The following is a 23,217-nucleotide window of genomic DNA, read 5'->3' on the forward strand; positions in this document are numbered from 1 at the left end:
CCGCCGGGCTTGCCTTATGACACATTCCACGATGCGTGGATCGCCATGCAAGTTTCGAATTGTTCTAAACTGCGTTTTAGAAAACCTGACAACACTAGTCAAGTCATGTTGTCGTCCAAACGCAGCGCGAACGCGAAATAAAACCCGGAGTACCAATGCCCGAAGTCATTTTCAACGGCCCAGCCGGCCGTCTTGAAGGCCGCTATCAGCCCTCCAAGGAAAAAAGTGCGCCCATCGCCCTGATTCTGCATCCGCATCCGCAATTCGGCGGCACGATGAACAATCAGATCGTTTACCAGCTCTTCTATATGTTCCAGAAGCGTGGGTTCACGACGCTGCGCTTCAATTTCCGGGGCATCGGCCGCAGCCAGGGCGAATTCGACCACGGCGCCGGCGAACTTTCGGATGCCGCCTCGGCGCTCGACTGGGTGCAAAGCCTTCATCCCGATTCGAAGACCTGTTGGGTCGCCGGTTATTCCTTCGGCTCCTGGATCGGCATGCAGCTGCTGATGCGTCGGCCGGAGATCGAAGGCTTCATGTCGATTTCCCCACAGCCGAATACCTACGACTTCTCCTTCCTGGCGCCCTGCCCCTCCTCCGGCCTGATCATCAACGGCGAGGCCGACAAGGTGGCGCCGGAAAAGGACGTCAACGGCCTTGTCGAGAAGCTGAAAACCCAGAAGGGCATTCTCATTACCCATCGCACCGTTTCCAACGCCAACCATTTCTTCAACGGCCAGGTGGAAACGCTGATGGGCGAATGCGAGGACTATCTCGACCGCCGCCTCAACGGCGAACTGGTGCCGGAGCCGGCGGCCAAGCGGATCCGCTAACGCCATAGCCAGAGCCGGTCATCCCCAAGCGGAGCCGGTCCGGGACGCCACCGGCCCCTTTGTGCCGGAACAGATCACCTACCGTGTTGCAATCTATATTGCAGTGCGGTAGGTTCCTCGCGATCCTAACTAAAGCGAGGTCCGCAATGACCAAGTCGTTCGGGGAAGTCCTGGATAAGTATAGGGGTATCGGTCCGGGGTTCGATTTTCTTCGAATTGGGCTCGCCTTTTCTATCGTATTGACCCATTCCTTTTTGCTGACAAGGAATGATGCCTTCATCAGGGGGTCGGTATTCTGGTTTGCTGAATACGCTCTTGTTCCGATGTTTTTCGCGTTGAGCGGATTTCTGATCGCCGGCAGCGCCCAGCGACTGAGCCTCCGGAACTTCCTGATCAATCGTGGCTTGCGCATCGTCCCGGCACTTGCCGTCGATATCGTCGTTTGTTCGCTGATCATCGGGCCGATCATAACAATCGTCTATCACTCCGAATATTTTACCGATCCGCGATTTTTCAAATACTTCCTGAATATCGTCGGCTGGATCCATTACGAGTTGCCTGGCGTTTTCCAGGATAATCCGAGCCAACGTGTCAACGGCGCGCTCTGGACGGTTCCCTGGGAGATATTCTGCTACATCATCATGTCGTTCCTGATGGTCACCGCCATCGTGAAGACCCGCTACAAGCTGCTTGCCGTGACGGCCGCCTATATCGTCATCGGCCTCATCGTGCAGAAGATGCCCTATCTGTTCCCGGGCTCGATCAAGCCGATCGCGCGCTTCCTGTTCATGAGCCGGGGCTCCCAGCTGATTACGGCGTTCATGATGGGCATCGCCGTCTTTCAGTTTAAAGCGGTCATTCCGTATTCCCGATGGCTATTCGCCGCCGCCTGCCTGGTTTGCATCGTCGCCATTCTCACCCTCGACAGCCGGGCTGTGGAGTCAGTGATCAACCGGCCGATCGTCATCACCTCGCTGGTTTACATCACCGTCTTCATCGGCCTGTCGGAGGTGCCCATTCCGGCCTTTTTCAGGAAAGGCGACTATTCCTACGGCGTCTACCTCTACCATGACCCGTTCTTGCAGATCTGGATCAGCTCGTTCCCCACGGTCTTTCTCTACCCGAAATACGGTGCGCTGGCGCTCTATCTCGTCGGCTTGCCCTCGGCTCTCGCCGTCGCGGTGCTGTCCTGGCATTTCATCGAGAAACCGATCCTCGGCCTTCGCAAGAAGTTTTCGTTCATCGCCCAGGTCAGGGGCGTCGAGGATGGCAATCAGGCGGGGCGCAAATCCAATGTCCGGCCGATTGCCGTAAAGAGTTAGATCTTTGCCGGCCGCGTGTCAGCGGTGAGTTAGAAAGCCGTGCATGACGACACTGAGCCGCGGCGTCGTGAGGATGATCCTCACGCTCATGGCCTTGCCAGCACCCCGCCGCTGACGGGAGCGGCGACCCCCGTCGTGCCTGGAAATGTCAATGGCAGCCCATCCAGCGAGCGCACGGCGAGATAGGCCCAGGCCTCGGCCTCCATCGCGTCGCCGTCGAAGCCGGCCTCTTCGGCGGTCAATACCTTCGACCCCAGCGCTTCGGCCATGGCCGAAAGTTCCGCCATCAAGGTGCCGTTCAGCCGCCCGCCGCCGCAGACGATATAGGTCGACGGGGTCTCCGGCAGGAAACCGGCGGATTTGACAATCGACGCGGCGGCGACGTGCGCCAGCGTCCGGGCGCCGTCCTCAAGGCTCGCCTCCCCAACCCGAAGCGGTGCGAAATCGCCGCGATCGAGCGAACGCCGGATATTGCCGCGAAAAAACGGGCTTTCCAGATATCGCTCCGCGAGAGCGGCCACCACCTTGCCGCGTCCGCCGATCTCGCCGCCGGGATCAAAGGTTTTGCCGGTCTGCATCTCCACCCACTGGTCGATCAGCGTATTGCCCGGGCCGCTATCGAAGGCCGATATCCGCCCGTCCGTGCCGATGAAGGTCAGATTGGAGATCCCGCCGATATTGACGAAACAGACAGCCTGCCCGGCCTGCTGGAATTTTCCCGCGAGCGCTGCGTGATAGGCAGGCACCAGCGGTGCGCCCTGGCCGCCGTGAACCATATCGTTGGCCCGCATGTCATAGACCAACGATATGCCGGTTCGGCGCGCCAGTTCCTGGCCGTCGCCGATCTGGATCGTCAGCCCCTCGTCGGGTCGATGAAGCACCGTCTGCCCATGGAAGCCGAGAACATCGATATCACCGGCAGCGAACCCGAAACGCGCCAGGAATGCCGTCACGGCAATTGCATGCCGTTGGGTCAACTCGCGCTCGATGTCGCCAAGCTCAGTGGGCCGCTCGTTCCTGTCGGTCAGCGGCCGCGCCAGTTCCAGCGCCCGTTTCAGCCGCTCGCGAAAATCGGCGTCATAGGGTACCCCCATGAACGGGCCACGCTCGATGAAGCCGCGGCCGTCGGTCCTGAGCAGCGCCACATCGATTCCATCCATCGACGTGCCGCTCATCAGGCCGATCGCGGTTCTGATGACATCCATGCGGCTTGCCTCCCATGCGATTCCCGGATGCACTTTTATAAAAACAGTGCTAAACGCGCCGCGATAGATCAACAACAACGAACTTGCGTGAAGCCATATGGGTCAAACGCAGACACCAAGAGACGAAAGCCATGTCCGAGTTCAAGTCCGATTTCCTCCGCACGCTGAAAGAGCGCGGCTTCATTCATCAGGTCTCCGATGAACGCGGCCTCGACGACCTGTTCGCCAAGGAAACCGTGACGGCTTATATTGGCTTCGATCCGACGGCGCCCAGCCTGCACGCCGGCTCGCTGATCCAGATCATGATGCTGCATTGGATGCAGAAGACCGGTCATCGGGCCATTTCGCTAATGGGCGGCGGCACCGGTATGGTCGGCGACCCCTCCTTCAAGGAAGAGGCGCGCCAGCTCATGACCGTGGATACGATCGAAGGCAACATCGCCTCGATCAAGCGCGCCTTCTCCAATTATCTGAATTACGGCGACGGTCCGAAGGACGCGCTGATGATCAACAATGCCGAATGGCTGCGCTCGCTGAACTACCTCGAATTCCTGCGCGATGTCGGCAAGCACTTCTCCGTCAATCGCATGCTGTCCTTCGACAGCGTGAAGACGCGCCTTGACCGCGAACAGTCGCTGTCCTTCCTGGAATTCAACTACATGATCCTCCAGGCCTACGACTTCGTCGAGATCGCCAAGCGCTATGGCTGCCGTCTGCAGATGGGCGGTTCGGATCAGTGGGGTAATATCGTCAACGGTATCGATCTCGGTCACCGCATGGGGACACCGCAGCTTTATGCACTGACATCGCCGCTGCTGACGACGTCGTCGGGCGCCAAGATGGGCAAGTCGGCGACGGGCGCTATCTGGCTGAACGCCGACATGCTCTCGGCCTACGATTTCTGGCAGTACTGGCGCAACACCGAGGACGCCGACGTCTCGCGCTTCCTGAAGCTCTACACGACGCTGCCGATGGATGAAATCGCCCGTCTCTCGGCGCTCGGCGGTTCGGAGATCAACGAGGTCAAGAAGATCCTCGCGACTGAGGTAACGGCGATCCTGCACGGCCGAGAATTCGCCGATCAGGCCGCCGAAACGGCGCGCAAGACCTTCGAGGAAGGCCGCGTCGCCGAAAACCTGCCTTCGGTCGACATCCCTGGCACCGAACTCGACGGCGGCATCGGCCTGCTGTCGCTGATGGTCCGCGCTGGTCTTGCCGGCTCGAATGGCGAGGCTCGCCGTCACATCCAGGGCGGCGCGGTGCGCATCAACGACGAGGCCGTCAGCGACGAGCGCCGGCTGATCGGCAGCAACGAAATCACCGCCGACGGCGTCATCAAGCTCTCGCTCGGCAAAAAGAAGCACATCCTGATCCGCCGCGCGGCGTAAGCGGCTTCAATTGCGAACAAATCAAAGCCGGCGCTCGCGCCGGCTTTTTCTTTGCCCAACTCATGCGTTGGCGCGCACCCCTCACTCAACTCCGGGCCGAGATGCCGCGTCCGTTCGTTCGGCCTCCCGGAAGACATAGGGTGGTGGATTGACGTCTGGCGCGTGCGTCACGCGGGACCACCAGCTGATCGAGAAGATCGGCGGTGTCACCGTCGCATCGAGAGGAACCGCCAGTACATGGGCGGAACGGATGAGCTCCGGCGGTTTCAGCCGCTCGCTCTTCTCTGCAGAGTATGACGCATGGTGGCCGGCTGCAGCAGCGGCCACCGCGACCGATAGGAACGAGACTGTCCGAGCGCACTGCATGGCATCCTCCGACATTGCGCCGACCGTTTTGCGGGCCGGGATTCACATTACATCAGAGTTACCTAAAATAGGCAAAGCATCAATGTCGGACTTGTCAGTATAAGTCGGAATTAGCGAACAAGCCGCACGACAATCAGCGCTTTATCGGAACCTTTTCCGCCCGCCGGGATTTGCGACCAGATTGGATTGGAGCGCCGGCATGATCAACGACCTCTGGTATAAAAACGCCGTCATCTACTGCCTGTCGGTCGAGACCTTCATGGATGCAAACGGTGACGGCGTCGGCGATTTTCAGGGGCTGATGCGGCGCCTCGACTATCTCTCCGGCCTCGGCGTGACGGCAATCTGGCTGATGCCCTTCCAGGCTTCACCCGGTCGCGACGACGGTTACGACGTCTCGGATTATTACAATGTCGACCCACGCTACGGCACGCTCGGCGACTTCGTCGAATTCACCCACGGCGCCAAGCAGCGCGGTATCCGCGTGTTGATCGATCTGGTGATCAATCACACATCCAAGGATCATCCCTGGTTCCAGGAGGCCAGGAGCGATCCGCAGTCACGCTATCGCGATTGGTACGTCTGGTCTGAGAAAAAGCCGGCGAATGCCGATCAGGGCATGGTCTTCCCCGGCGTCCAGAAGACCACATGGACCCATGACGAGAAGGCCAAGGCCTATTATTTCCACCGTTTCTACGATCATCAGCCCGATCTCAACACGTCCAATCCCGAGGTGCAGGCCGAAATCCTCAAGATCATGGGCTTCTGGATCCAGCTCGGCGTCTCCGGCTTTCGGATGGATGCCGCCCCCTTCATCATCGCTAGGAAAGGCGCCGATGTCAGCAAGCCGGTCGAGCAGTTCGACATGTTGAGAAAATTTCGCGAATTCCTGCAGTGGCGGCTCGGCGATTCCATCATCCTCGCCGAAGCCAACATCCTGCCGAAGGACAATTTCGAATATTTCGGCGACGATGGCGACCGCATGCAGATGATGTTCAATTTCCAGGTCAATCAGGCGCTGTTTTATGCTCTTGCCAGCGCCGATACTCGACCGCTAAAGAAGGCGATGGAGACGACGAAACCGCGCCCGGCAACCGCGCAATGGGGCCTGTTTCTCCGCAACCACGACGAACTGGATCTCGGCCGGCTGTCGGAAAAGCAGCGCGACGCCGTCTTTGCCGCCTTCGGGCCTGAAAAGGACATGCAGCTCTATAACAGGGGCATTCGCCGTCGCCTGGCGCCGATGCTCGGCGGCGACCGCCACAGGATCGAGATGGCCTACAGCCTGCTGTTTTCGCTGCCCGGAACGCCGGTCATCCGTTACGGCGACGAGATCGGCATGGGCGACGATCTCGCTCTGCCAGAACGCAATTGCGCCCGCACGCCGATGCAGTGGTCGACCGAACCGGAAGGCGGTTTCACCAAAAGTCGAAAGCCTGTCTCGCCTGTCATCAAGGACGGCCCCTACGGCTTCCAGCATGTCAACGTCGCCGAGCAGCGGCGCGATGCCAATTCATTGCTGAACTGGACCGAACGAATGATCCGGATGCGCAAGGAAGCTCCTGAGATCGGCTGGGGCGATTTCGCTGTGGTCGACACCGGAAACGACGGCGTGCTAGCGCTTCGTTACGACTGGCGCGGCAATTCCGTGTTGATCCTGCACAATCTGCATGCGCAGCCGGCAGAAGTCACCTTCGATCCGGACAGAGGCAAAGACGGGCGACAGTTGATCGATATCGCCGACGGCGCGAGCAGCGAAGCGGACGAGAAAGGCTGCCACACCGTCGTGCTCGACGCCTATGGCTATCGCTGGTACCGCGTCGGTGGCCTCGACTATCTCCTCAGGCGCAAGGAAATTTAATGCATGTCGACCGGAAGTGTGCAGCGGTTCCGGGAAAACGACATGCATAAAAACAAAGAACTAAAGCGCGCCGCATGATTCAAATTTGATGCGACGCGCTTTAGGTTCCGCGCCCTACTGGAATTCGAAGATCTGCCGGAAGACACCCGGTGCGATGATCGACAGCGGGTTGATCTGCAGGTTTGGCTGGTCGAACTTGCCGGTGAGCTTGAAGGTGATGCCGATCAGGCCGCGGTCGCTGCCGTTGCCGAGGATGACGCCGATCAGCGGCAGTTCGGCAAACAGCCGGTTTAGGCCGTAGGCCGGCATGAAGGTGCCGGTCATGTCCATATTGCCCTTGCGGTCGCGCACCACGCCCTGGAAGGTCGCGCCGATCTGGTCGCCGCGCAGCACGCCATTCTCGATGCCGACCATGCCATCGCGCGAGACGACGCGGGCAAAGCCGCGCTGAAAGCGTTGCGACGAGGTATCGATCTCGCGCTTGACGGCTTCGTTGAGGCTGCGCTGCTCGTTGCCGACAGGCGTCGAGACGATCGAGCGCAGCCGTTGTTCGTTGACGATCGAGAACCGGCGCACGTCGAGCGAACCGTCCCAGCCGCCCTGTGCCGAAAGCCTGATTGCCAGATTGAGCAGGCCGCCCTGCATGTGCTTGTAGAGATCGGCAAAACGCGAGACCGCGCCGGCATCGCCGCTGGTGATGTTGATGACGCCACCGTCCTTCATCTGGCTGACCACGGCTTCACCGCTGTCGGTAACGGCGGAAAAGTTCAGCGCTTGCAGCTTGTCGCCGCGAAGTGACACCTGCGCCTGGAAATTGCCGATCTTCTCATCGTTGAAGCCGATGACGTTTTTCAGCCTGGCGCGCACCGATACGCCGGTGTCGCCGGCATCCCCGTCACCATCGCCATCGCCCGAGCCCGATTTCAGCCGCGCGATAACTGGCCGCGCATCGGCGCTGTCGCCGGAGACCGAGACGTCGAAATTGCCCTTGCTGCGCTTCACCGACAGGGCGAAATCGTCCAGCGAGGAGAGTTTGACGCTGTCGAAATCGGCTGAGATCAGCCCATTTTTGCCGACGTTCATCGATCCGTTGGCGCCGAAACCGTCGCCCTTCAGCCGGAAGTTCTTGATCTGGGTATTGTCGGCCGGGCCGGAGGTTTCGAATTCGGCCGAAGCTGCAATGCCGCTGCCCTTCGACCAGCCGATCCACGGCAGGTCGAGTTGCGACCGGGTAAGCTCGAGCTGAACGTCCTGCCGGTCGTCGTCGATCCGCGTCAGCACCATCTTCACGCTGCCGCCGACGATTCCGGAAAGGCCGGGGATCAGCTTGTTGCGCTGCTCCTCGGAAAGCGTCGCGGTGATCACCCGCTGCCGCTTCGCACTGTCGGATGCCTCGACCGGTTCGGTAAGATCGATATCGGCGGGGACGCCATCGATCTGGGCCTTGGCGTCGAGCGTGATCTGTTTCGGATTGCCGTTCAGCGTACCGTTGAGATTGCTGATCGTGCGGCCGGAAAACGGCTTGCCAAGATCGACATCGGTGAGCTTCATGGCCGCCGTCCATTCGGCCGGAGGCGGGTTCTGCGAGGCGAGCAGGCCGAAATGCGCCTTCACGTTCGCCTCGATCCGCCCCTTGAAATCGTCGGGCGTAAAGCCGGCGCGCTGCAGCACCCGGATCGGTCTGTAGGTCAGAAGCTCGCCGACGGCATCCGCTGCCCCGGAGACCGTAAGATCGATATCCGCCATCAGCGGCTTGTCGTAGGTGGCGGGCATGATGAAGGTTCCCTGCCCGAGACCGACGGATCGGCCGGAGGGGAAAAACGACGTGCCGCTTTTGATCGCGATCGTCGCAACCGGGCCGGCCAGGTCGAAATGGGCCGAGGTGTCACGGATCGGCGGAATGTCGCCGGCAACGTTCATCCGCGCTCCCGTGATGTCGAAGCCGATGCGGATCTGGTTGGCGTCGAGCTTCAACCCCTTGCCGCCGGCTGCCTCGTCCAGCCTGCCGAAGGGAATGAACACGGAGATCGCAGCGTTGGTGACGGTGCCGCCGAAGAGGTTGCCCTGTACCCAGGTGCGCACCTTGGGCGCCATCCAGAATGGCCACATTTGCTTGATCGCCGTCGTCTGCAGTTGTGCCGACTGGCCGGCAAAGCTGATCTCCGGCGATTTGCCCCCGAGCTTGACGTGCAGTGCCCCGTAAAGCGCGCCGAGCGAGCTGGAGACGGCCATATTGGGAAACTGGAATTCCCGCCCGGCGACAAGGTAGCGCCCGGTCGCCTGGATATCGAAAGAGAGCGGCTGCTCGCCGGAGCCGCTGGGGGCTGCCATGCCGCCGCTGACCAGCAGATCGATGCCGAAGCCCTTGCCGGCCTGCGGGTCGAGCTTGTCGAGATCGATCAGCGCGCCGTTGATCGGAAGCGTGGTCGCGCCGAACCGGGCATTCGACCGGGCGATCTCGAGCGTCTGCTTGGCGAAATCATAGACGAGGTTGATCTGCCCGCCCGATAGCTCCTGCGGATCGCCATCCGCATAGATCAGGCCGGGATCGATGTCGATCGTCGCCGCAAGCGCCGGCTCCACGCCATCGCGCCCCCTGGTGGCCGACACCGTCAGGTCGGCAAACGCGCTGAGCCCCTGCCGGATCACGCCTTGATCGTTGCGTTTGAGCGAAAAGGGCGTGAGGTCGGCATGCCTGAGCGTCGCCACCACCTTCGATACGTGGCCGTCTTCCTTCTCGGCCAGTACGTCGAGCGTCGCCACCTCGCCGTTCAGCGCCACCTCGCCGCTCAATTGCAGCGAGGATGGGCCGGCATGGGCAAAGACGAGGTTGTCGACGACCAGCGACAGCGGGCCGTTGGCGGTATCGGCAAGCTTGATAGTTATGCCGGAGATCCGTACCGAATTGGTTGAGCCCCGGGTCACGACGCTGTCGAACATGTCGAATTGCGAGAAGATCTTCTCCGTCGCCGCCGGCATGGCGTCGATGCGCAGATCGTCGAGCGTCAGAGGATTGCCGGAGGGCAAAAGCGCGGTATCGAGCGCGATATCCTCCGCTTCGATGTCGGTGACGGCGATGCGGCCGCGGAAAAGCTGCAGCGGATCGAGCCCCAGGCGCACCGAACCCGTCGTCGACAGGTGCTGGCCGCTCTGCTCATCGATCATGTTGACGTTGCGCGCTTCCAGCGCCAGCCGGAAATCCGAGGTGAAACGGATGACGGTGGAGCCGACCTCGGCGTGGTAACGCGGTCCGGCCACGCCGTTCAACGCCGCCTGCGCCTGCTGCGACAGCGGCTTGTCGAACATGCCGTTCTCGACGGTAAAGACGATCGCCGCGAGAACAAGGAGGATCAGGCCCAGAAATCCCGCGGTCAGCTTCGCTGTCCGGCGCATCGGCGAACGCGGCGGCGGGCAATGGACGATGATCGGATCCTCGGCCTGAGCGGACGGCAAGCGGTCCAGCGCAACGATATCCTTCTTGCGAAACGTGACCTTTTCGCCGCGGATGGCTGACATGCGCCTTCGGGCTCTCCCTTTAAATGAAGAATTGAACCCGGCCATGCTGGACGGGTTTCCGTCCACTATATAATTCGGGGAGAGAAAGTGTCATCCACAAACCCGGCAAAAGAAAGGTTTTCCCAATGGCGGTTCCAGGCATCGGCGCCACGGCTCCTGATTTCAACCTTCCCCGCGACGGCGGCGGCCGCGTCTCGCTGGCCGAATTCCAGGGCAGGCCACTCGTCCTGTTCTTCTATCCCAAGGACGATACGACAGGCTGCACCGCCGAATCACTGGCCTTCACCGCGCTGGCAGGCGAGTTCGAGGCAGCGGGTGTGGCCGTCATCGGCATGTCGCCCGATTCGGCCGCCTGCCATGACAAATTCGTCAGGAAACACCGTCTTTCGGTGGCGCTTGCCTCGGACGAGGAAAAGACCACGTTGCAGGCCTATGGCGTCTGGAAGGAAAAGAGCATGTACGGCCGCAATTTCATGGGCGTCGAGCGCACCACTTTCCTCATCCGCCAGGACGGCACGATCGCCACCATCTGGCAGAAGGTGAAGGTGCAGGGCCATGCCGAAACCGTGCTCGAGGCGGTGCGGAATCTGGCCGCGTGACCGGAGATCTTGCGATAACGTCGCTGCGCGGCGGGGCAATCGATGCCATCTGCTCCGCCGATCTCGACCGCAAGACGGCGCTGGCGCAGGAAAGCGCCACCCGCTGGTTTGCCCGCCGGGTGTCGTTGCGCTCGCCGCTCGATGCCGCTTTGCCGGACAGGCCCGGCCGTCCTGACAGACCGCTGCTGACGCCGCCGACCCAGGTGGAAAAGCGCTCGCTGCATACGTTGAAAGGCCGGATCGCCCTGCTGCATGCCATCGCCCACATCGAGCTCAATGCCGTCGATCTGGCGCTCGATATCGTCGCGCGATTCGCAACCGAGCAGGTGCCGAACTCCTTTTTCGACGGCTGGATGCAGGTTGCCTTCGAGGAGGCGAAGCATTTCCGCATGGTGCGCGCCCGCCTCAACGATCTCGGCGCCGATTATGGCGATCTGCCCGCCCATGACGGGCTCTGGCAGGCCGCCCATTCGACGCGCAACGATCTGACGGCAAGGCTCGCCGTCGTGCCGCTGATTCTCGAAGCCCGCGGCCTCGACGTCACGCCGTCGCTGCAGGCAAAGATGCGCCAGACCGGCGATCTCGAAAGTGCCGCGGTCCTCGACGTCATCTACAACGACGAGAAAGGCCACGTCGCCGTCGGCGCCAAATGGTTCCGCTTCCTATGCGCCCGGGAGAAGCGCGACCCGGCAAAAGCCTTCCAGGAACTGGTGCGCGCCAATTTCCGCGGACCGTTGAAGCCGCCCTTCAACGATCTTGCCCGCGCCGAGGCCGGCCTGACGCCATCCTTCTACCGCGCGCTCGCATCGATCAGCCACGCCTGAAATAGCTGGTATTTCTGGCGCGGGCGGCGACAAAGAAAGCATTCGTTAACCATAAGAGTGTCTAATTTTCCGAAAGAGGCGTAGCGCATCAATCGGGAGAGCCTGCGTGGACAGCGGACATCAGCACCGGGTATTCGGCAGGCGGGCGCAGGAGCATATCCTGATCCTCGCAAGCGGCGATAAGGTCCGCCACATGACGGTCCGGCCGTGGATGGCAGCCCTTGCTGTCTGCCTCGTCGGCGCCTTTTCGATCGGCTATCTCCTCGCCACCTCCTATCTCGTGCTGCGCGACGATCTGATCGGCGCCACCATGGCGCGGCAAGCCCGCATGCAGCACGATTATGAAGACCGCATCGCCGCCCTTCGCGCGCAAGTCGACCGCATCACCTCCCGGCAGCTCCTCGACCAGCAGGTGGTCGAGGACAAGGTCGACAAGCTGATGGAGCAGCAGATGGCGCTGACCTCGCGCCATGGCAAGCTCGACAATCTGCTCGACCGGGCGGAAAGCTCCGGCCTGACGGAAAAGGACGGCGCTCTCGCTGCCCCCTCTTCGCCCGTTCAGTCCTATGCCCCTGATATCAAGGACAAGCGCGCTTCGCTGACCGGTGGCGGCATCCAGGCGATCGAGAAACAGCTGGCGAGCGGCGCCCCCGCCGATGCGACACCCGACAATTCCACGCTTGCCTATGTGCCGGCCGCCGAGACGGTCGGCGACCGTGCCGACCGCATCTTCTCCAACGTGACGCTGTCGCTGAAGGGTGTCGAACAGGACCAGCGCAACCGCGTCGAGCAGCTGACGAGCGACGCCGGCAATGCCGCCAATGTCATCGGCACCGTGCTGACCCGCTTCAAGATTCCGGTGCCGGAGGAGACTGCGGCGAGGCAAGACGACGATGCCGTCGGCGGCCCCTATGTCGAGCCTGAAAGCAACGACGACTTCAACAATTCGCTGGCAGCGCTCGACGGCGCGCTGACCCGGCTGGAGTCCGTGCGCAGCACCGCCGAATCCCTGCCCTTCCGCAATCCCGCGCTCGGCAAGGACGTGACCAGCCCGTTCGGCAATCGCCGCGACCCTTTCCTCGGCCGGCTCGCGCTGCATTCCGGCATCGATTTCCGCTTCACGCCGGGCGAGAAGATCCGCCCGTCGGCGCCTGGCAAGGTCATCGCCGCCGGCTGGACCGGCGGTTACGGCAACATGGTCGAAGTCGATCACGGCAACGGCATATCGACGCGATACGGCCATATGTCGCAAGTGCTGGTCAAGGTCGGCGACACGGTCGACCGCAATGACGTCATCGGCCTTGCCGGCAGCACCGGCCGCTCGACGGGAACGCATCTGCACTATGAGGTGCGCCAGGACGGCCACGCGGTCGATCCAGTATATTTCATGAATGCCGGCCTTAAACTCGCCACCTATATCAAGTAACAGCCGTGAGGTAACCATCGCTTCACTCTGTACCGGGTGCGGCCTCTCTAATTCTTGACTTGCCGGCCATTCGGGGCTATGTCGCGCTGCATTGCGGCACGCAATCCCGCCGACTCGTTCAGAGCTCGGCCGAACCGAAACGGAAACAGTTTTCCCTTTGACGACATTCGCTGACCTTGGCTTGAGCCAAAAAGTGCTATCCGCTGTTACCGACGCGGGCTACACGATCCCCACGCCTATTCAGGCGGGAGCCATTCCCTTTGCGCTCGAGCGCCGCGATATTTGCGGCATCGCGCAGACGGGCACTGGCAAGACGGCATCCTTCGTTCTGCCGATGCTGTCGCTTCTGGAAAAGGGGCGCGCCCGCGCCCGCATGCCCCGTACGCTGATTCTCGAGCCGACGCGCGAACTCGCCGCCCAGGTCGCCGAGAATTTTGAAAAATACGGCAAGAACCACCGTCTCAACGTCGCCCTGCTGATCGGCGGCGTTTCCTTCGAGGACCAGGATCGCAAGCTCGAGCGCGGCGCCGACGTGCTGATTTGCACGCCAGGCCGCCTGCTCGACCATTTCGAGCGCGGCAAGCTTTTGATGAGCGGCGTCGAGATCCTCGTCATCGACGAGGCCGACCGCATGCTCGACATGGGCTTCATCCCCGATATCGAGCGCATCGCCAAGATGATCCCATTCACCCGCCAGACGCTGTTTTTCTCGGCAACCATGCCGTCGGAGATCCAGAAGCTTGCCGATCGCTTCCTGCAAAATCCCGAGCGCATCGAAGTGGCAAAGCCGGCGTCGGCCGCAGAGACCGTGACGCAGCGCTTCGTCGCCTCGCACGGTAAGGACTACGAGAAGCGCGCGGTTCTGCGCGAACTCGTCCGCGCCCAGACCGAACTCAAGAACGCCATCGTCTTCTGCAACCGCAAGAAGGATGTTGCCGATCTCTTCCGGTCGCTGGAGCGCCACGGCTTCTCCGTCGGTGCCCTGCATGGGGATATGGATCAGCGCTCCCGCACGATGACGCTGCAGAGCTTCCGTGACGGCAATCTCCAGCTGCTGGTTGCCTCCGACGTCGCCGCCCGCGGCCTCGACATTCCCGATGTCAGCCACGTCTTCAATTTCGACGTGCCGATCCACTCCGAGGATTACGTCCACCGCATCGGCCGCACCGGCCGTGCCGGCCGCTCGGGTGCCTCCTTCACGCTCGTCACCAAGCGCGACACCAAATTCGTCGATGCGATCGAAAAGCTGATCGGCCAAAAGGTCGAGTGGCTGAGCGGCGATGTGAATTCCTTGCCGCCGGCAGAAGAAAGCGCCGAAAGCGAGCGCCCGCGGCGCAACAGCCGCGAGCGTGGCGCAAAGAGTGAACGGGGTGAGAGGGATCGTGGGCGCGGACGCGGCAATCGCAGCGCCTCGGTTCATAAATCTGATAACGACATCCAGGATAATGGCGTAGACGTGATCCAAGCAGCACCAGTAAAGGCCGACATCGTGAAGAACGAGCGCAAAGCAGAGCAGAAGCCGCAAAACAATGCGCGCAACAGCCGGCCTTATCCGGCAAACGATGACAGCCGCGACCGCCGCCGCCATCGCGACCACGACGACGGCCCGACCCCGGTCGGCTTCGGCGACGATATCCCGGCCTTCATGCTGATCGCCGGCAGCGCCAAGATCTGAACGTCCAATGGGTAAGCCCGGTCTCGATTTTCCGGGCTTCGGCGTCGGCCTGGTGATTCTGCGCGACGCCAAGGTACTCCTGTATAAACGCCTGCGTCCACCGGAAGCCGGCTATTGGAATATCGTCGGCGGCAAGGTCGACCACATGGAGCCGGCCGAGCAGGCTGCGCGCCGCGAGGCCGAGGAAGAAACCGGCCTCAAGATCGGTCGGATCGAGAAAATCGGCATGACCGAACAGATCATCGATACCGACCGCCAGCACTGGATTTCGCTTCTCTATCTCGCCTGCGACGTCGAAGGCGAGCCGCAACTGACGGAACCGGACAAGCTTTCGGATTTCGGCTGGTTTCCCCTGACTGATTTACCCTCGCCGTTGTCGGCCTTCACCAAGGCTGCGATCGCAGCGCTGCCCTCAGCCGAACGCGGTCAGCTATCGGCGCGCAGCGACGCCTCATAGGCAAGCCGCACCCATTTCGCCATCAGATCGGGATCGTCGTAAGCCTCGTCGGGGATCGACCAGTAGGGCATCTTCACCGGCTTGCCCTTCTTGCCCTCGTAGCTCCACTGCGTGGCGCCGGCGGCGGCAAATTCAGGGGCGCTCGTCTCGTCGGCCTTCAGCAGCATCTCGTCCCGCACTTCGAGCGCGATGATCCGCCCGAGATGATAGATGCCCTTGCCGCCGAACATGCGCTTGACCGTGACGGGACCGAGCCCCTGAAACATTTCCTCGATGCCGGCAGTGTCCATTCTAATCCCTCGAGATCCTGAAAATCACAGCGCGTGATAATCCCGGTTCATATAGACGAGCGCCGCGTGCTTTTCGCTGAAGCGCACGGCCGCGACCTCGCCGAAGATGACATTGTGCGTCGGCATTTCCTTGATGTCGGTCACCCGGCAATCGAAGGCTGCGAGCGCATCGGCGAGCACAGGCGCGCCGGTGACCAGCGTCTCAAAACGAGCGCTGGCGAAACGCTCGCCATCGGCAAGCGACGTCCGTCCGGAAAAGGCGTCGGCAACGCCCTGATGATGAGCGCCGAGCGTGTTCAGCACGAAGACGCCGCTACGGAAAAAGATCTCGTTCTTCGGATTGGTGTTGTTGAGGCAGATCAGCACCGAGGCTGGATTGTCCGAGACCGAGCAGGCAGCGGTGATGGTGACGCCGCGGCGCAACTCGCCCATCGCCGTCGTCACGAGTTGCACATGGCCGGCATAACGGCTCATGGCGTCTCGATAAAGACCGGGGTCGATATGCTGCCTGTTCAACACCTGCTTCTCCCGTGCTTTTCTGCATGGATCGACTTGTTATCGCGCCAATATGGCGAGCATCAGTTACCTTTTCTACAATAGGACCGGTGAAAAGCACTGCTTCACGCTTGTTTTTCTTTGACGATCGCGGCCTTGCGGATAAAAGGGCATGGACGATGGCTTAGGGATCTCCGCCTTTCATGATCAACCTGCGTGGCATAGCAGCCTTTCTGGCGCTGCTGGGAGCGGCGGCGCAAGGCCATGCGGCCGGCGTGACGATCGGCGTCGTCGCCCCTCAAAACGGCCCGCTCGCTTTGCTCGGCGCCCAGATTGCCGCCGGCGCCGGTTTCGAGATCCAGCAGTCCGGCAATACCCTCGTCGCCATCAACGAGACCTGCGAGGACAATAGTGGCGCTGCGGTTGCCGATGCGCTGGTTGCAGCCAAGGTGCAGGTCGCGGTCGGCTTTCTCTGCAGCGAGACGCTGGAAGGCGCGCTGCCGAAGCTGAAGGACGCCAACATTCCTGCGATGACCGTCTCGGCGCGCTCCCGCATTCTCATGGAGGATGCGCTGAAAAACGGCTGGCAGCTGTTTCGCCTGGCGCCCGCCGATGGCGCCGAAGCCGCAAAGATCAACGAAGTGATCCTGAAGGACTGGGCCGCCGATCCGATCGCGCTGATCGAGGACGGCACCATCCATGGCCGCGAACTGACGGAAGCGGTGCGCAATGCGCTGGAGCAGAACGGCCTGAAGCCGGTCTTTACCGATACCTACCGGCCAGGACAGGAGCAGCAGATCGCTCTCGTGCGCCGCCTGAAACGGGCCGGTGCGAGCAGGGTTTTCATCGGCGGCGATCGCAACGATGTCGCCATCATCGCCCGCGACGCCAAGGCGGAAAACATCCCGCTGTCCATTCTCGGCGGCGATGCCACGCGCGCCGCCGACCAGCCGCTGCCGCTTAATGCCGGCGTACGCGCCGTCGCCCTGCCCGAATACGCCGCTCTGCCGGAAGGCACGGCTGCAGCCGACGCGCTGCGTACCAAAGGCATCGAGCCGGAAGGCTATGTCCTGCCGTCGCTGGCAGCGGCACTGATTGCCGGCCAGGCCGCGGAAGCCGCCGCTGCGGCCGGCAAGCCTTTCCAGGAGGCACTGATGGGCACGACATTCCAGACGCCGGTCGGCGCCATCGTCTTCACCGCCGCGCATGAACTTTCGCAAAACCCGTACCGCCTGCTCGAATGGCGGGGCAACGGCTTTTTTCCACCGGCCGCGCCGCCGCAATGAGCAGCGGCGCACCAGCCTTGAATTCGGGCGCCACGGTCAAATGGCGGCCCATACGGAGTGAGATCTGATGACGCTGCCCATTCGCATTGCCCCCTCGATCCTCGCGGCGGATTTCGCCAGGCTCGGCGAGGAGGTGCGCAACGTCACGGCCGCCGGCGCCGACTGGATCCATCTCGACGTGATGGACGGGCATTTCGTGCCGAACATCTCCTTCGGCGCCGATGTCATCAAGTCGCTACGCTCTTATACCTCAGCCACCTTCGACTGCCATCTGATGATCTCGCCGGTCGACGACTATCTCGAAGCCTTCGCCAAGGCCGGCTGCGACCGGATTACCGTCCATGCCGAAGCCGGGCCGCATCTGCACCGCTCGCTGCAGACCATCCGCAATCTCGGCAAGAAGGTCGGGGTGACGATCAATCCGGCAACCCCGCTCAGCGCCATCGAAAACGTGCTCGACGATGTCGACCTCATCCTGATCATGTCGGTCAATCCCGGCTTTGGCGGGCAGAAGTTCATTCCGGCAATGGCTGCCAAGATCGCGGCGGCGAAGTCACTGATCGGTGATCGGCCGATCGAACTCGAGGTCGATGGCGGCGTCACGATGGAAACGGCGCCGGCGATCGCCCGCGCCGGCGGCAACGTCCTCGTCGCCGGCTCGGCAATTTTCAAGGGCGGTACGGTCGAGAACTATCGCCGGACCGTCGCCGATCTGCGTCAGGCAGCCGAAGGGGCACGAACATGACAAAGAGTCTGATCATCGGTGGCCTGTTTGCCGCCGCATTGGCCGGCCTGCCCGGCCTGTCCCTTGCCGGCGACATCGCCAATATCCAGCCGATCGGCTTTTCCGCCGACGGCAAGGTCTTCGGATTTCAGGAATTCGGCATCGAGGAGAGTGGCGGCGTCCCCTACTCCAACACCTATTTCGTCGATACCGACAGCGGCCAGTATCTCGAGGGCACGCCCTTCCACACCGAGATGACCGACAAGGACGCCAATCTTTCCAAGGCGCGGCGGCAGAACCTGACGGCGGCGCGCAGCCAGATGGACAAATACGATCTGCTCACCAATCCCGGCCTGATCGCCGCCTTCAATCCGCCGACCGAACTCGGTTCTCCCTCGAAGACCATCCGCTACACGACGCTTGCGACCGACGGCCCGCCGAAATCGCCCTATACGCTTTCGCTCGGTGAGATGCCGGTGCCGACGCCGAAGGATTGCGCGGCTGTCGACAAGCGGGTCCTCGGCTTCAGCCTGCAGATGATCGAGAAGCAAGGCGCTCCGAACCGCCAGGCGGCGCGGCAGGCGACCGCGGTTCCGGCCGATCGCGCCTGTTCGGTCGAATACCGGATCGGCGGCGCGATGGTCTATCAGCCGGAGGCCGGAAACCAGGTTCACATCGCCCTTATCCTGGCCTTCGACGCCGACAGGAACGGACGCTGGATCGCCGTTCCGGTTCATCCCTGAGCCCGGAGATCGCCCAAGGATGGATGGCTCGAGCCCGGATCGCCCCAGGACAGATCGCCCGAGGATGGATCGTCTAAGAGCTGCACGGCCGCCCTACCCCGATCTGATAGCCGGCGCATTGTTTTGGGGCACGCAGATGCTCGCCTCCGCCATGCTTGGCCTTTACCTGCGCAACGGCCTGCAGACGAGCCGGCTTGCCGAGGTCGCCGCGCTCTATTTCGCCGGCGGCCTGTTCGCCTGGCCCTTCGCCCTGCCGGTCGCCCGCTTCTTCGCCTATGGCAAGCAGCCGGAAGCGCGTTTTGCCGCCTTCTTCGTGACGCTGACGGCAGCGACGATCGCAATGACCGCCTTCCTCTTCGCCATGGAATACCGGCTCTTCTATTCGCGCTGGCACGCGCCCTTCGGCAGTTTCGTCTGGGCTTTTCAGTTCGTCTTCACCAGCGTCAGCGCCGTCTACCAGTTCCTGGTGATCGGTCTTCGCCTTTTCCTGCCGCTCGGCCTCGTCTGCCTTGTCGCCAGCAGCTATCATCTTGCCAAACGCATGCGTTGAGATTGCCGCCCGTCTTTGCTACACGAGCGCTAACCTCGATGAAGCAAACCTCTTGAAGTGAAGGCAGCCGCCCATGATCCCGCGTTATTCCCGCCCCGAAATGGTCGCCATCTGGTCTCCCGAAACCAAGTTCCGCATCTGGTTCGAGATCGAAGCGCATGCCTGCGACGCGCTGGCCGAACTCGGCGTCATCCCCCAATCGGCGGCAAAAACGATCTGGGAAAAAGGCGGTGCGGCAACCTTCGATGTCGACCGCATCGACGAGATCGAGGCCGTCACCAAGCATGACGTTATCGCCTTCCTGACCCATCTTGCCGAGATCGTCGGCCCGGATGCACGCTTCGTCCACCAGGGCATGACCTCATCCGACGTGCTCGACACCTGCTTCAACGTCCAGTTGGTGCGCGCCACCGATATCCTCATCGCCGACATCGACCGGCTGCTCGAGGCGCTCAAAACCCGCGCCTTCGAACACAAGGACACCGTCACCATCGGCCGGTCGCACGGCATTCACGCCGAGCCCACCACCTTCGGCGTCAAGCTGGCGCTCGCCTATGCCGAATTCGAGCGCTGCCGCCAGCGCCTCGTCGCCGCCCGCGAGGAAGTCGCGACCTGCGCCATCTCGGGCGCCGTCGGCACCTTCGCCAATATCGATCCGCGCGTCGAGGAACATGTCGCCGAGGCGCTTGGCCTGAAGGCGGAGCCGGTCTCGACCCAGGTCATCCCTCGCGACCGCCACGCCATGTATTTCGCCACCCTCGGCGTCGTTGCCTCCTCGATCGAGCGCCTGGCGACCGAAATCCGCCACCTGCAGCGCACCGAAGTGCTGGAAGTGGAAGAATATTTCTCGCCCGGCCAGAAGGGCTCCTCGGCCATGCCGCACAAGCGCAATCCGGTGCTGACCGAAAACCTCACCGGCCTCGCCCGCATGGTCCGCTCCTACGCCATGCCGGCCATGGAAAACGTCGCCCTCTGGCACGAGCGCGATATATCCCACTCCTCGGTCGAACGCATGATCGGCCCGGATGCGACCGTCACTCTCGACTTCGCCCTCTCGCGTCTCGCCGGCGTCATCGAAAAGCTGCTGGTCTACCCCGAGAACATGGAGAAGAACCTCAACAAATTCCGCGGCCTCGTCCACTCCCAACGCGTCCTCCTGGCTCTGACCCAAGCCGGCGCCTCCCGCGAGGACGCCTACCGCCTGGTGCAGCGCAACGCCATGAAGGTCTGGGAACAGGGCAAGGATTTTTTGGAGGAGCTGCTTGCCGATGGTGAGGTGCGCGCTGCTCTCTCAGAAGAAGATATCCGGGAGAAGTTCGATCTCGGCTACCATACCAAACATGTGGACACGATCTTTCGCCGTGTGTTTGGGAACGCATGAGCGACTAACCGCAATGATACGGCGGCGCCCTTGCAGGCGCCGTCCTAGGGCGTCTGAAACACGTGCGATTGTGGTGATTAATTTTTCTCAAGCGGCCGTTGTTTCTGCTTCGCCGGCTTGGCTGAAGCCCGTCGCTTGCGTAGCTCCTCCTTTTTCGGCGCCACCGCGTTGGCAGCCTCCGATATCCGGCAAGCCTCCGTCTCGCCCCTGCCCTTGGCCGCCTTGGCGACCAGCTCGTCGAGACGCTTCAGCTCCTCCTCGTCGAGATTTTCGATGCCGATGAAGCGATTTTCCGCATGGCTGGTCAGGATGATTTCGTTGAGTTTGGCCTGGATCGCCCTTGTGTCGCGCGTCTGGGCGTTCTGCAACACGAAAACCATCAGGAAGGTGATGATCGTCGTGCCGGTGTTGATGACCAGCTGCCAGGTTTCCGAATAATCGAAGAAGGGGCCGAGTGCCGCCCAGATCACGACGGCGATGAGCGCCAGGATGAAGATGACGGGTTTGCCCGCCCATTCCGATATCTTGGTTGCGAAGCGGGCGAACAAATGCTGCATCGTCACCTCCGAAATCCTCCCACAAGCCGGTCACACACAACGCGGCGAGAGGTCTCGAGGTTCCGGGAACGGGCGAAGCTTTGAATTCCGGGGATCACGATAATTCGAGATCCCCGGAAACCTTCGATTACACGCCTTCGCGCGCAATCAGCTTGCGATAAAGATGCCAGGTCGCATGGCCAAGGATCGGAATAACCAGCGCCAGTCCGGCAAAGACCGGGATCGTGCCGATCACGAGCAGTGCCGCAACGATCAGGCCCCAGAGCAGCACCGGCACCGGATTGGCAATCGTCGCCCGGATCGAGGCGAGGACGGCGGCCACCGCTCCGACATCGCGGTCGAGCAACAGCGGAAAGGTAATCACGGATATCGACAGCACGACGAGCGCAAAGACGAAGCCGATCAGATTGCCCCAGATGATCAGCTGCATGCCCTCGGCCGTGCCGAAGACCTGGCGGAAGAAATCCGCCATGCTGCGCGGAAACACTTCACCGAGCAGGTTGCTGTAGAGCGTCTGCGCCGTCACCAGCCAGACGACGAAAAGCGCACAAAGCATCAGCCCGACTGCGACGATCGACGGCAGCGCTGGCGAATGGCGTACGTCGAGCGCATGCGTCCATGACGTGTCGAGGCCGGCCTCGCGCCGGCGGCTGATCTCGTAAAGGCCGATCGCTGCGATCGGGCCGATCAGCACGAAACCTGCCATCAGCGGAAAGACCATCGGCAAAAGATTGGCGCCCGATGACCAGAGCGTCAGGAAGACGCCGGCAATCGGGTACATCAGGCACAGGAACACATAATGCGACGGTTTCTCCATGAAATCGTCGTACCCGCGCTTCAGCGCGTCGAAGACGTCGGCGATACTGATGCGATTGACAACGGGCCGCGCTAAGCTTTCGCCTGCACCCGTCATGACATGAAATGCCGCCATGGCTTTCTCCTCCTCAGCCGAGACCTGGTCGGCGGCGGACACGCAATCGGCGGGCAAGCCGACACGAAATCCGCAACCGGCACTGGAGCAATATAGCAAACCAAAACGCCCGTGTCGCTCTCTCCCTTCACGTCCCCTCTTGACATCTTGGCCGAGCTTTCTCACATCGGCGGCACTATGAAAGCCTCAGACGCAGATATCCTCATCATTCCCGGCTACACCAACTCAGGGCCGAGCCACTGGCAGAGCCGCTGGGAGGCAAAGCTCAGCACGGCGCGGCGCGTCGAACAGGCCGAATGGACAAAGCCCGTCCGCGAGGACTGGATCGCCCGTATCGCCGAGGAAGTGAACGCCTCGACCCGTCCGGTCATCCTCGTTGCCCATTCGCTCGGCGTGGCCTCGGCGATCCACGCCATCCCGCATTTCCGCAAGCCGGTGGCGGGCGCCTTCCTCGTCGCCCCACCCGATGTCGCCAATCCCGACATCCGCCCGAAGCACCTGATGACCTTCGGCCCCTACCCGCGTGATCCGCTGCCCTTCCCGTCGATCACGGTGGCGAGCCGCAACGATCCGTTCGGCAGCTACGAACATGCCGACGATATCGCCGGCAGCTGGGGCTCCTTCATCGTCGATGCCGGCGAGGCAGGCCATATCAATGCCGATTCCGGTCACGGCCCCTGGCCCGAGGGCACGATGGTCTTCGCCCAGTTCCTAAGCAAGCTCTCCGCCTGATTGAGAAAAACAGGCTGCCCCGCTAGTTGCGCAAGTGCTTTCTAAGTCTTTCTTAA

At 62.0% G+C, this 23,217-nt stretch carries 22 protein-coding genes; 15 read left to right on the top strand and 7 right to left on the bottom strand.

What is annotated here, in order from left to right:
- Nucleotides 1-155: 155 nt before the first annotated feature.
- Nucleotides 156-833: an alpha/beta hydrolase gene (locus HJB89_RS28505; RefSeq protein ID WP_007629230.1), complete on the top strand. Its 678-nt coding sequence runs from the start codon at nt 156-158 to the stop codon at nt 831-833.
- 146 nt (nt 834-979) lie between these two features.
- Nucleotides 980-2,155: an acyltransferase gene (locus tag HJB89_RS28510; protein WP_221150840.1), complete on the top strand. Its 1,176-nt coding sequence runs from the start codon at nt 980-982 to the stop codon at nt 2,153-2,155.
- A gap of 86 nt (nt 2,156-2,241) precedes the next feature.
- On the opposite strand, the gene HJB89_RS28515 is transcribed toward HJB89_RS28510, so the two are convergent.
- Nucleotides 2,242-3,360, bottom strand: coding sequence for an anhydro-N-acetylmuramic acid kinase (locus HJB89_RS28515; RefSeq protein ID WP_207580603.1), 1,119 nt, complete (start codon nt 3,358-3,360; stop codon nt 2,242-2,244).
- A gap of 131 nt (nt 3,361-3,491) precedes the next feature.
- Here HJB89_RS28515 and tyrS point away from each other — a divergent pair, with 131 nt between their 5' ends.
- A complete protein-coding gene (tyrS, locus tag HJB89_RS28520) occupies nt 3,492-4,748 on the top strand; it encodes a tyrosine--tRNA ligase (protein ID WP_207580604.1) in 1,257 nt (418 codons plus the stop codon).
- A gap of 81 nt (nt 4,749-4,829) precedes the next feature.
- On the opposite strand, the gene HJB89_RS28525 is transcribed toward tyrS, so the two are convergent.
- On the bottom strand, nt 4,830-5,114 hold the full coding sequence (locus HJB89_RS28525; protein ID WP_207580605.1) for a hypothetical protein: 285 nt from the start codon (nt 5,112-5,114) through the stop codon (nt 4,830-4,832).
- A gap of 199 nt (nt 5,115-5,313) precedes the next feature.
- On the opposite strand from HJB89_RS28525, the gene HJB89_RS28530 reads away from it, so the two are divergent.
- A complete protein-coding gene (locus tag HJB89_RS28530) occupies nt 5,314-6,975 on the top strand; it encodes an alpha-amylase family protein (RefSeq protein WP_207580606.1) in 1,662 nt (553 codons plus the stop codon).
- Nucleotides 6,976-7,089: 114 nt separating this feature from the next.
- Here HJB89_RS28530 and HJB89_RS28535 read toward each other — a convergent pair whose 3' ends face one another.
- Nucleotides 7,090-10,491: an AsmA-like C-terminal domain-containing protein gene (locus HJB89_RS28535; protein ID WP_221150841.1), complete on the bottom strand. Its 3,402-nt coding sequence runs from the start codon at nt 10,489-10,491 to the stop codon at nt 7,090-7,092.
- Nucleotides 10,492-10,616: 125 nt separating this feature from the next.
- On the opposite strand from HJB89_RS28535, the gene HJB89_RS28540 reads away from it, so the two are divergent.
- The 5 genes from HJB89_RS28540 (at nt 10,617) to HJB89_RS28560 (ending at nt 15,472) form a co-directional block, all read left to right on the top strand.
- A complete protein-coding gene (locus tag HJB89_RS28540; protein ID WP_207580608.1) occupies nt 10,617-11,090 on the top strand; it encodes a peroxiredoxin in 474 nt (157 codons plus the stop codon).
- Nucleotides 11,087-11,914 carry a ferritin-like domain-containing protein gene (locus HJB89_RS28545; RefSeq protein ID WP_207580609.1) on the top strand — a complete coding sequence of 276 codons (828 nt, stop codon included), beginning with the start codon at nt 11,087-11,089 and terminating at the stop codon, nt 11,912-11,914. Before HJB89_RS28540 ends, HJB89_RS28545 begins: the two co-directional genes overlap by 4 nt.
- Nucleotides 11,915-12,020: 106 nt before the next feature.
- A complete protein-coding gene (locus HJB89_RS28550; RefSeq protein WP_207580610.1) occupies nt 12,021-13,340 on the top strand; it encodes a peptidoglycan DD-metalloendopeptidase family protein in 1,320 nt (439 codons plus the stop codon).
- Between the two features lie 157 nt (nt 13,341-13,497).
- Nucleotides 13,498-15,015, top strand: coding sequence for a DEAD/DEAH box helicase (locus HJB89_RS28555; protein ID WP_207580611.1), 1,518 nt, complete (start codon nt 13,498-13,500; stop codon nt 15,013-15,015).
- Between the two features lie 7 nt (nt 15,016-15,022).
- A complete protein-coding gene (locus tag HJB89_RS28560; RefSeq protein ID WP_207580612.1) occupies nt 15,023-15,472 on the top strand; it encodes an NUDIX domain-containing protein in 450 nt (149 codons plus the stop codon).
- On the opposite strand, the gene HJB89_RS28565 is transcribed toward HJB89_RS28560, so the two are convergent.
- Both HJB89_RS28565 and HJB89_RS28570 read right to left on the bottom strand, forming a co-directional pair.
- On the bottom strand, nt 15,442-15,762 hold the full coding sequence (locus HJB89_RS28565; protein ID WP_164014291.1) for a TfoX/Sxy family protein: 321 nt from the start codon (nt 15,760-15,762) through the stop codon (nt 15,442-15,444). The genes HJB89_RS28560 and HJB89_RS28565 overlap by 31 nt on opposite strands.
- A gap of 24 nt (nt 15,763-15,786) precedes the next feature.
- Entirely contained in the window at nt 15,787-16,281 is a 495-nt protein-coding gene (locus tag HJB89_RS28570) for a flavin reductase (protein WP_221150842.1), read from the bottom strand.
- A gap of 179 nt (nt 16,282-16,460) precedes the next feature.
- On the opposite strand from HJB89_RS28570, the gene HJB89_RS28575 reads away from it, so the two are divergent.
- The 5 genes from HJB89_RS28575 (at nt 16,461) to purB (ending at nt 20,941) form a co-directional block, all read left to right on the top strand.
- Nucleotides 16,461-17,543, top strand: a complete 1,083-nt coding sequence (locus HJB89_RS28575; RefSeq protein ID WP_221150843.1) for an ABC transporter substrate-binding protein — start codon at nt 16,461-16,463, stop codon at nt 17,541-17,543.
- A 67-nt stretch (nt 17,544-17,610) separates the two neighbouring features.
- Nucleotides 17,611-18,288: a ribulose-phosphate 3-epimerase gene (gene rpe / locus HJB89_RS28580; RefSeq protein ID WP_207580615.1), complete on the top strand. Its 678-nt coding sequence runs from the start codon at nt 17,611-17,613 to the stop codon at nt 18,286-18,288.
- Entirely contained in the window at nt 18,285-19,010 is a 726-nt protein-coding gene (locus HJB89_RS28585; protein WP_221117098.1) for a DUF2259 domain-containing protein, read from the top strand. The genes rpe and HJB89_RS28585 overlap by 4 nt, the downstream gene beginning before the upstream one ends.
- Before the next feature lie 64 nt (nt 19,011-19,074).
- The gene (locus HJB89_RS28590) at nt 19,075-19,560 is read left to right on the top strand and encodes a hypothetical protein (protein ID WP_221117097.1); all 486 of its coding nucleotides are present in this window, start codon (nt 19,075-19,077) and stop codon (nt 19,558-19,560) included.
- Between the two features lie 73 nt (nt 19,561-19,633).
- A complete protein-coding gene (gene purB, locus HJB89_RS28595) occupies nt 19,634-20,941 on the top strand; it encodes an adenylosuccinate lyase (RefSeq protein ID WP_207580618.1) in 1,308 nt (435 codons plus the stop codon).
- 77 nt (nt 20,942-21,018) lie between these two features.
- Here the strand turns inward: purB and HJB89_RS28600 are convergent, their stop codons facing one another.
- On the bottom strand, nt 21,019-21,498 hold the full coding sequence (locus HJB89_RS28600) for a low affinity iron permease family protein (protein WP_221150844.1): 480 nt from the start codon (nt 21,496-21,498) through the stop codon (nt 21,019-21,021).
- Between the two features lie 127 nt (nt 21,499-21,625).
- Nucleotides 21,626-22,429, bottom strand: coding sequence for a DUF2189 domain-containing protein (locus HJB89_RS28605; protein WP_207580620.1), 804 nt, complete (start codon nt 22,427-22,429; stop codon nt 21,626-21,628).
- Nucleotides 22,430-22,606: 177 nt separating this feature from the next.
- Here HJB89_RS28605 and HJB89_RS28610 point away from each other — a divergent pair, with 177 nt between their 5' ends.
- A complete protein-coding gene (locus HJB89_RS28610; RefSeq protein WP_207580621.1) occupies nt 22,607-23,161 on the top strand; it encodes an alpha/beta hydrolase in 555 nt (184 codons plus the stop codon).
- Nucleotides 23,162-23,217 lie beyond the last annotated feature (56 nt).

Source organism: Rhizobium sp. NZLR8 (assembly GCF_019685025.1).
In the GTDB taxonomy this organism is placed as follows: domain Bacteria; phylum Pseudomonadota; class Alphaproteobacteria; order Rhizobiales; family Rhizobiaceae; genus Rhizobium.

Coding starts and splice junctions, on each gene's coding strand:
- HJB89_RS28590 (WP_221117097.1), top strand. CDS start 19,075: ATGGATCGTCTAAGAGCTGCACGGCCGCCCTACCCCGATCTGATAGCC.
- HJB89_RS28510 (WP_221150840.1), top strand. CDS start 980: ATGACCAAGTCGTTCGGGGAAGTCCTGGATAAGTATAGGGGTATCGGT.
- HJB89_RS28585 (WP_221117098.1), top strand. CDS start 18,285: ATGACAAAGAGTCTGATCATCGGTGGCCTGTTTGCCGCCGCATTGGCC.
- HJB89_RS28525 (WP_207580605.1), bottom strand. CDS start 5,114: ATGCAGTGCGCTCGGACAGTCTCGTTCCTATCGGTCGCGGTGGCCGCT.
- purB (WP_207580618.1), top strand. CDS start 19,634: ATGATCCCGCGTTATTCCCGCCCCGAAATGGTCGCCATCTGGTCTCCC.
- HJB89_RS28535 (WP_221150841.1), bottom strand. CDS start 10,491: ATGTCAGCCATCCGCGGCGAAAAGGTCACGTTTCGCAAGAAGGATATC.
- HJB89_RS28530 (WP_207580606.1), top strand. CDS start 5,314: ATGATCAACGACCTCTGGTATAAAAACGCCGTCATCTACTGCCTGTCG.
- tyrS (WP_207580604.1), top strand. CDS start 3,492: ATGTCCGAGTTCAAGTCCGATTTCCTCCGCACGCTGAAAGAGCGCGGC.
- HJB89_RS28560 (WP_207580612.1), top strand. CDS start 15,023: ATGGGTAAGCCCGGTCTCGATTTTCCGGGCTTCGGCGTCGGCCTGGTG.
- HJB89_RS28610 (WP_207580621.1), top strand. CDS start 22,607: ATGAAAGCCTCAGACGCAGATATCCTCATCATTCCCGGCTACACCAAC.
- rpe (WP_207580615.1), top strand. CDS start 17,611: ATGACGCTGCCCATTCGCATTGCCCCCTCGATCCTCGCGGCGGATTTC.
- HJB89_RS28515 (WP_207580603.1), bottom strand. CDS start 3,360: ATGGATGTCATCAGAACCGCGATCGGCCTGATGAGCGGCACGTCGATG.
- HJB89_RS28540 (WP_207580608.1), top strand. CDS start 10,617: ATGGCGGTTCCAGGCATCGGCGCCACGGCTCCTGATTTCAACCTTCCC.
- HJB89_RS28575 (WP_221150843.1), top strand. CDS start 16,461: ATGATCAACCTGCGTGGCATAGCAGCCTTTCTGGCGCTGCTGGGAGCG.
- HJB89_RS28605 (WP_207580620.1), bottom strand. CDS start 22,429: ATGGCGGCATTTCATGTCATGACGGGTGCAGGCGAAAGCTTAGCGCGG.
- HJB89_RS28505 (WP_007629230.1), top strand. CDS start 156: ATGCCCGAAGTCATTTTCAACGGCCCAGCCGGCCGTCTTGAAGGCCGC.
- HJB89_RS28600 (WP_221150844.1), bottom strand. CDS start 21,498: ATGCAGCATTTGTTCGCCCGCTTCGCAACCAAGATATCGGAATGGGCG.
- HJB89_RS28565 (WP_164014291.1), bottom strand. CDS start 15,762: ATGGACACTGCCGGCATCGAGGAAATGTTTCAGGGGCTCGGTCCCGTC.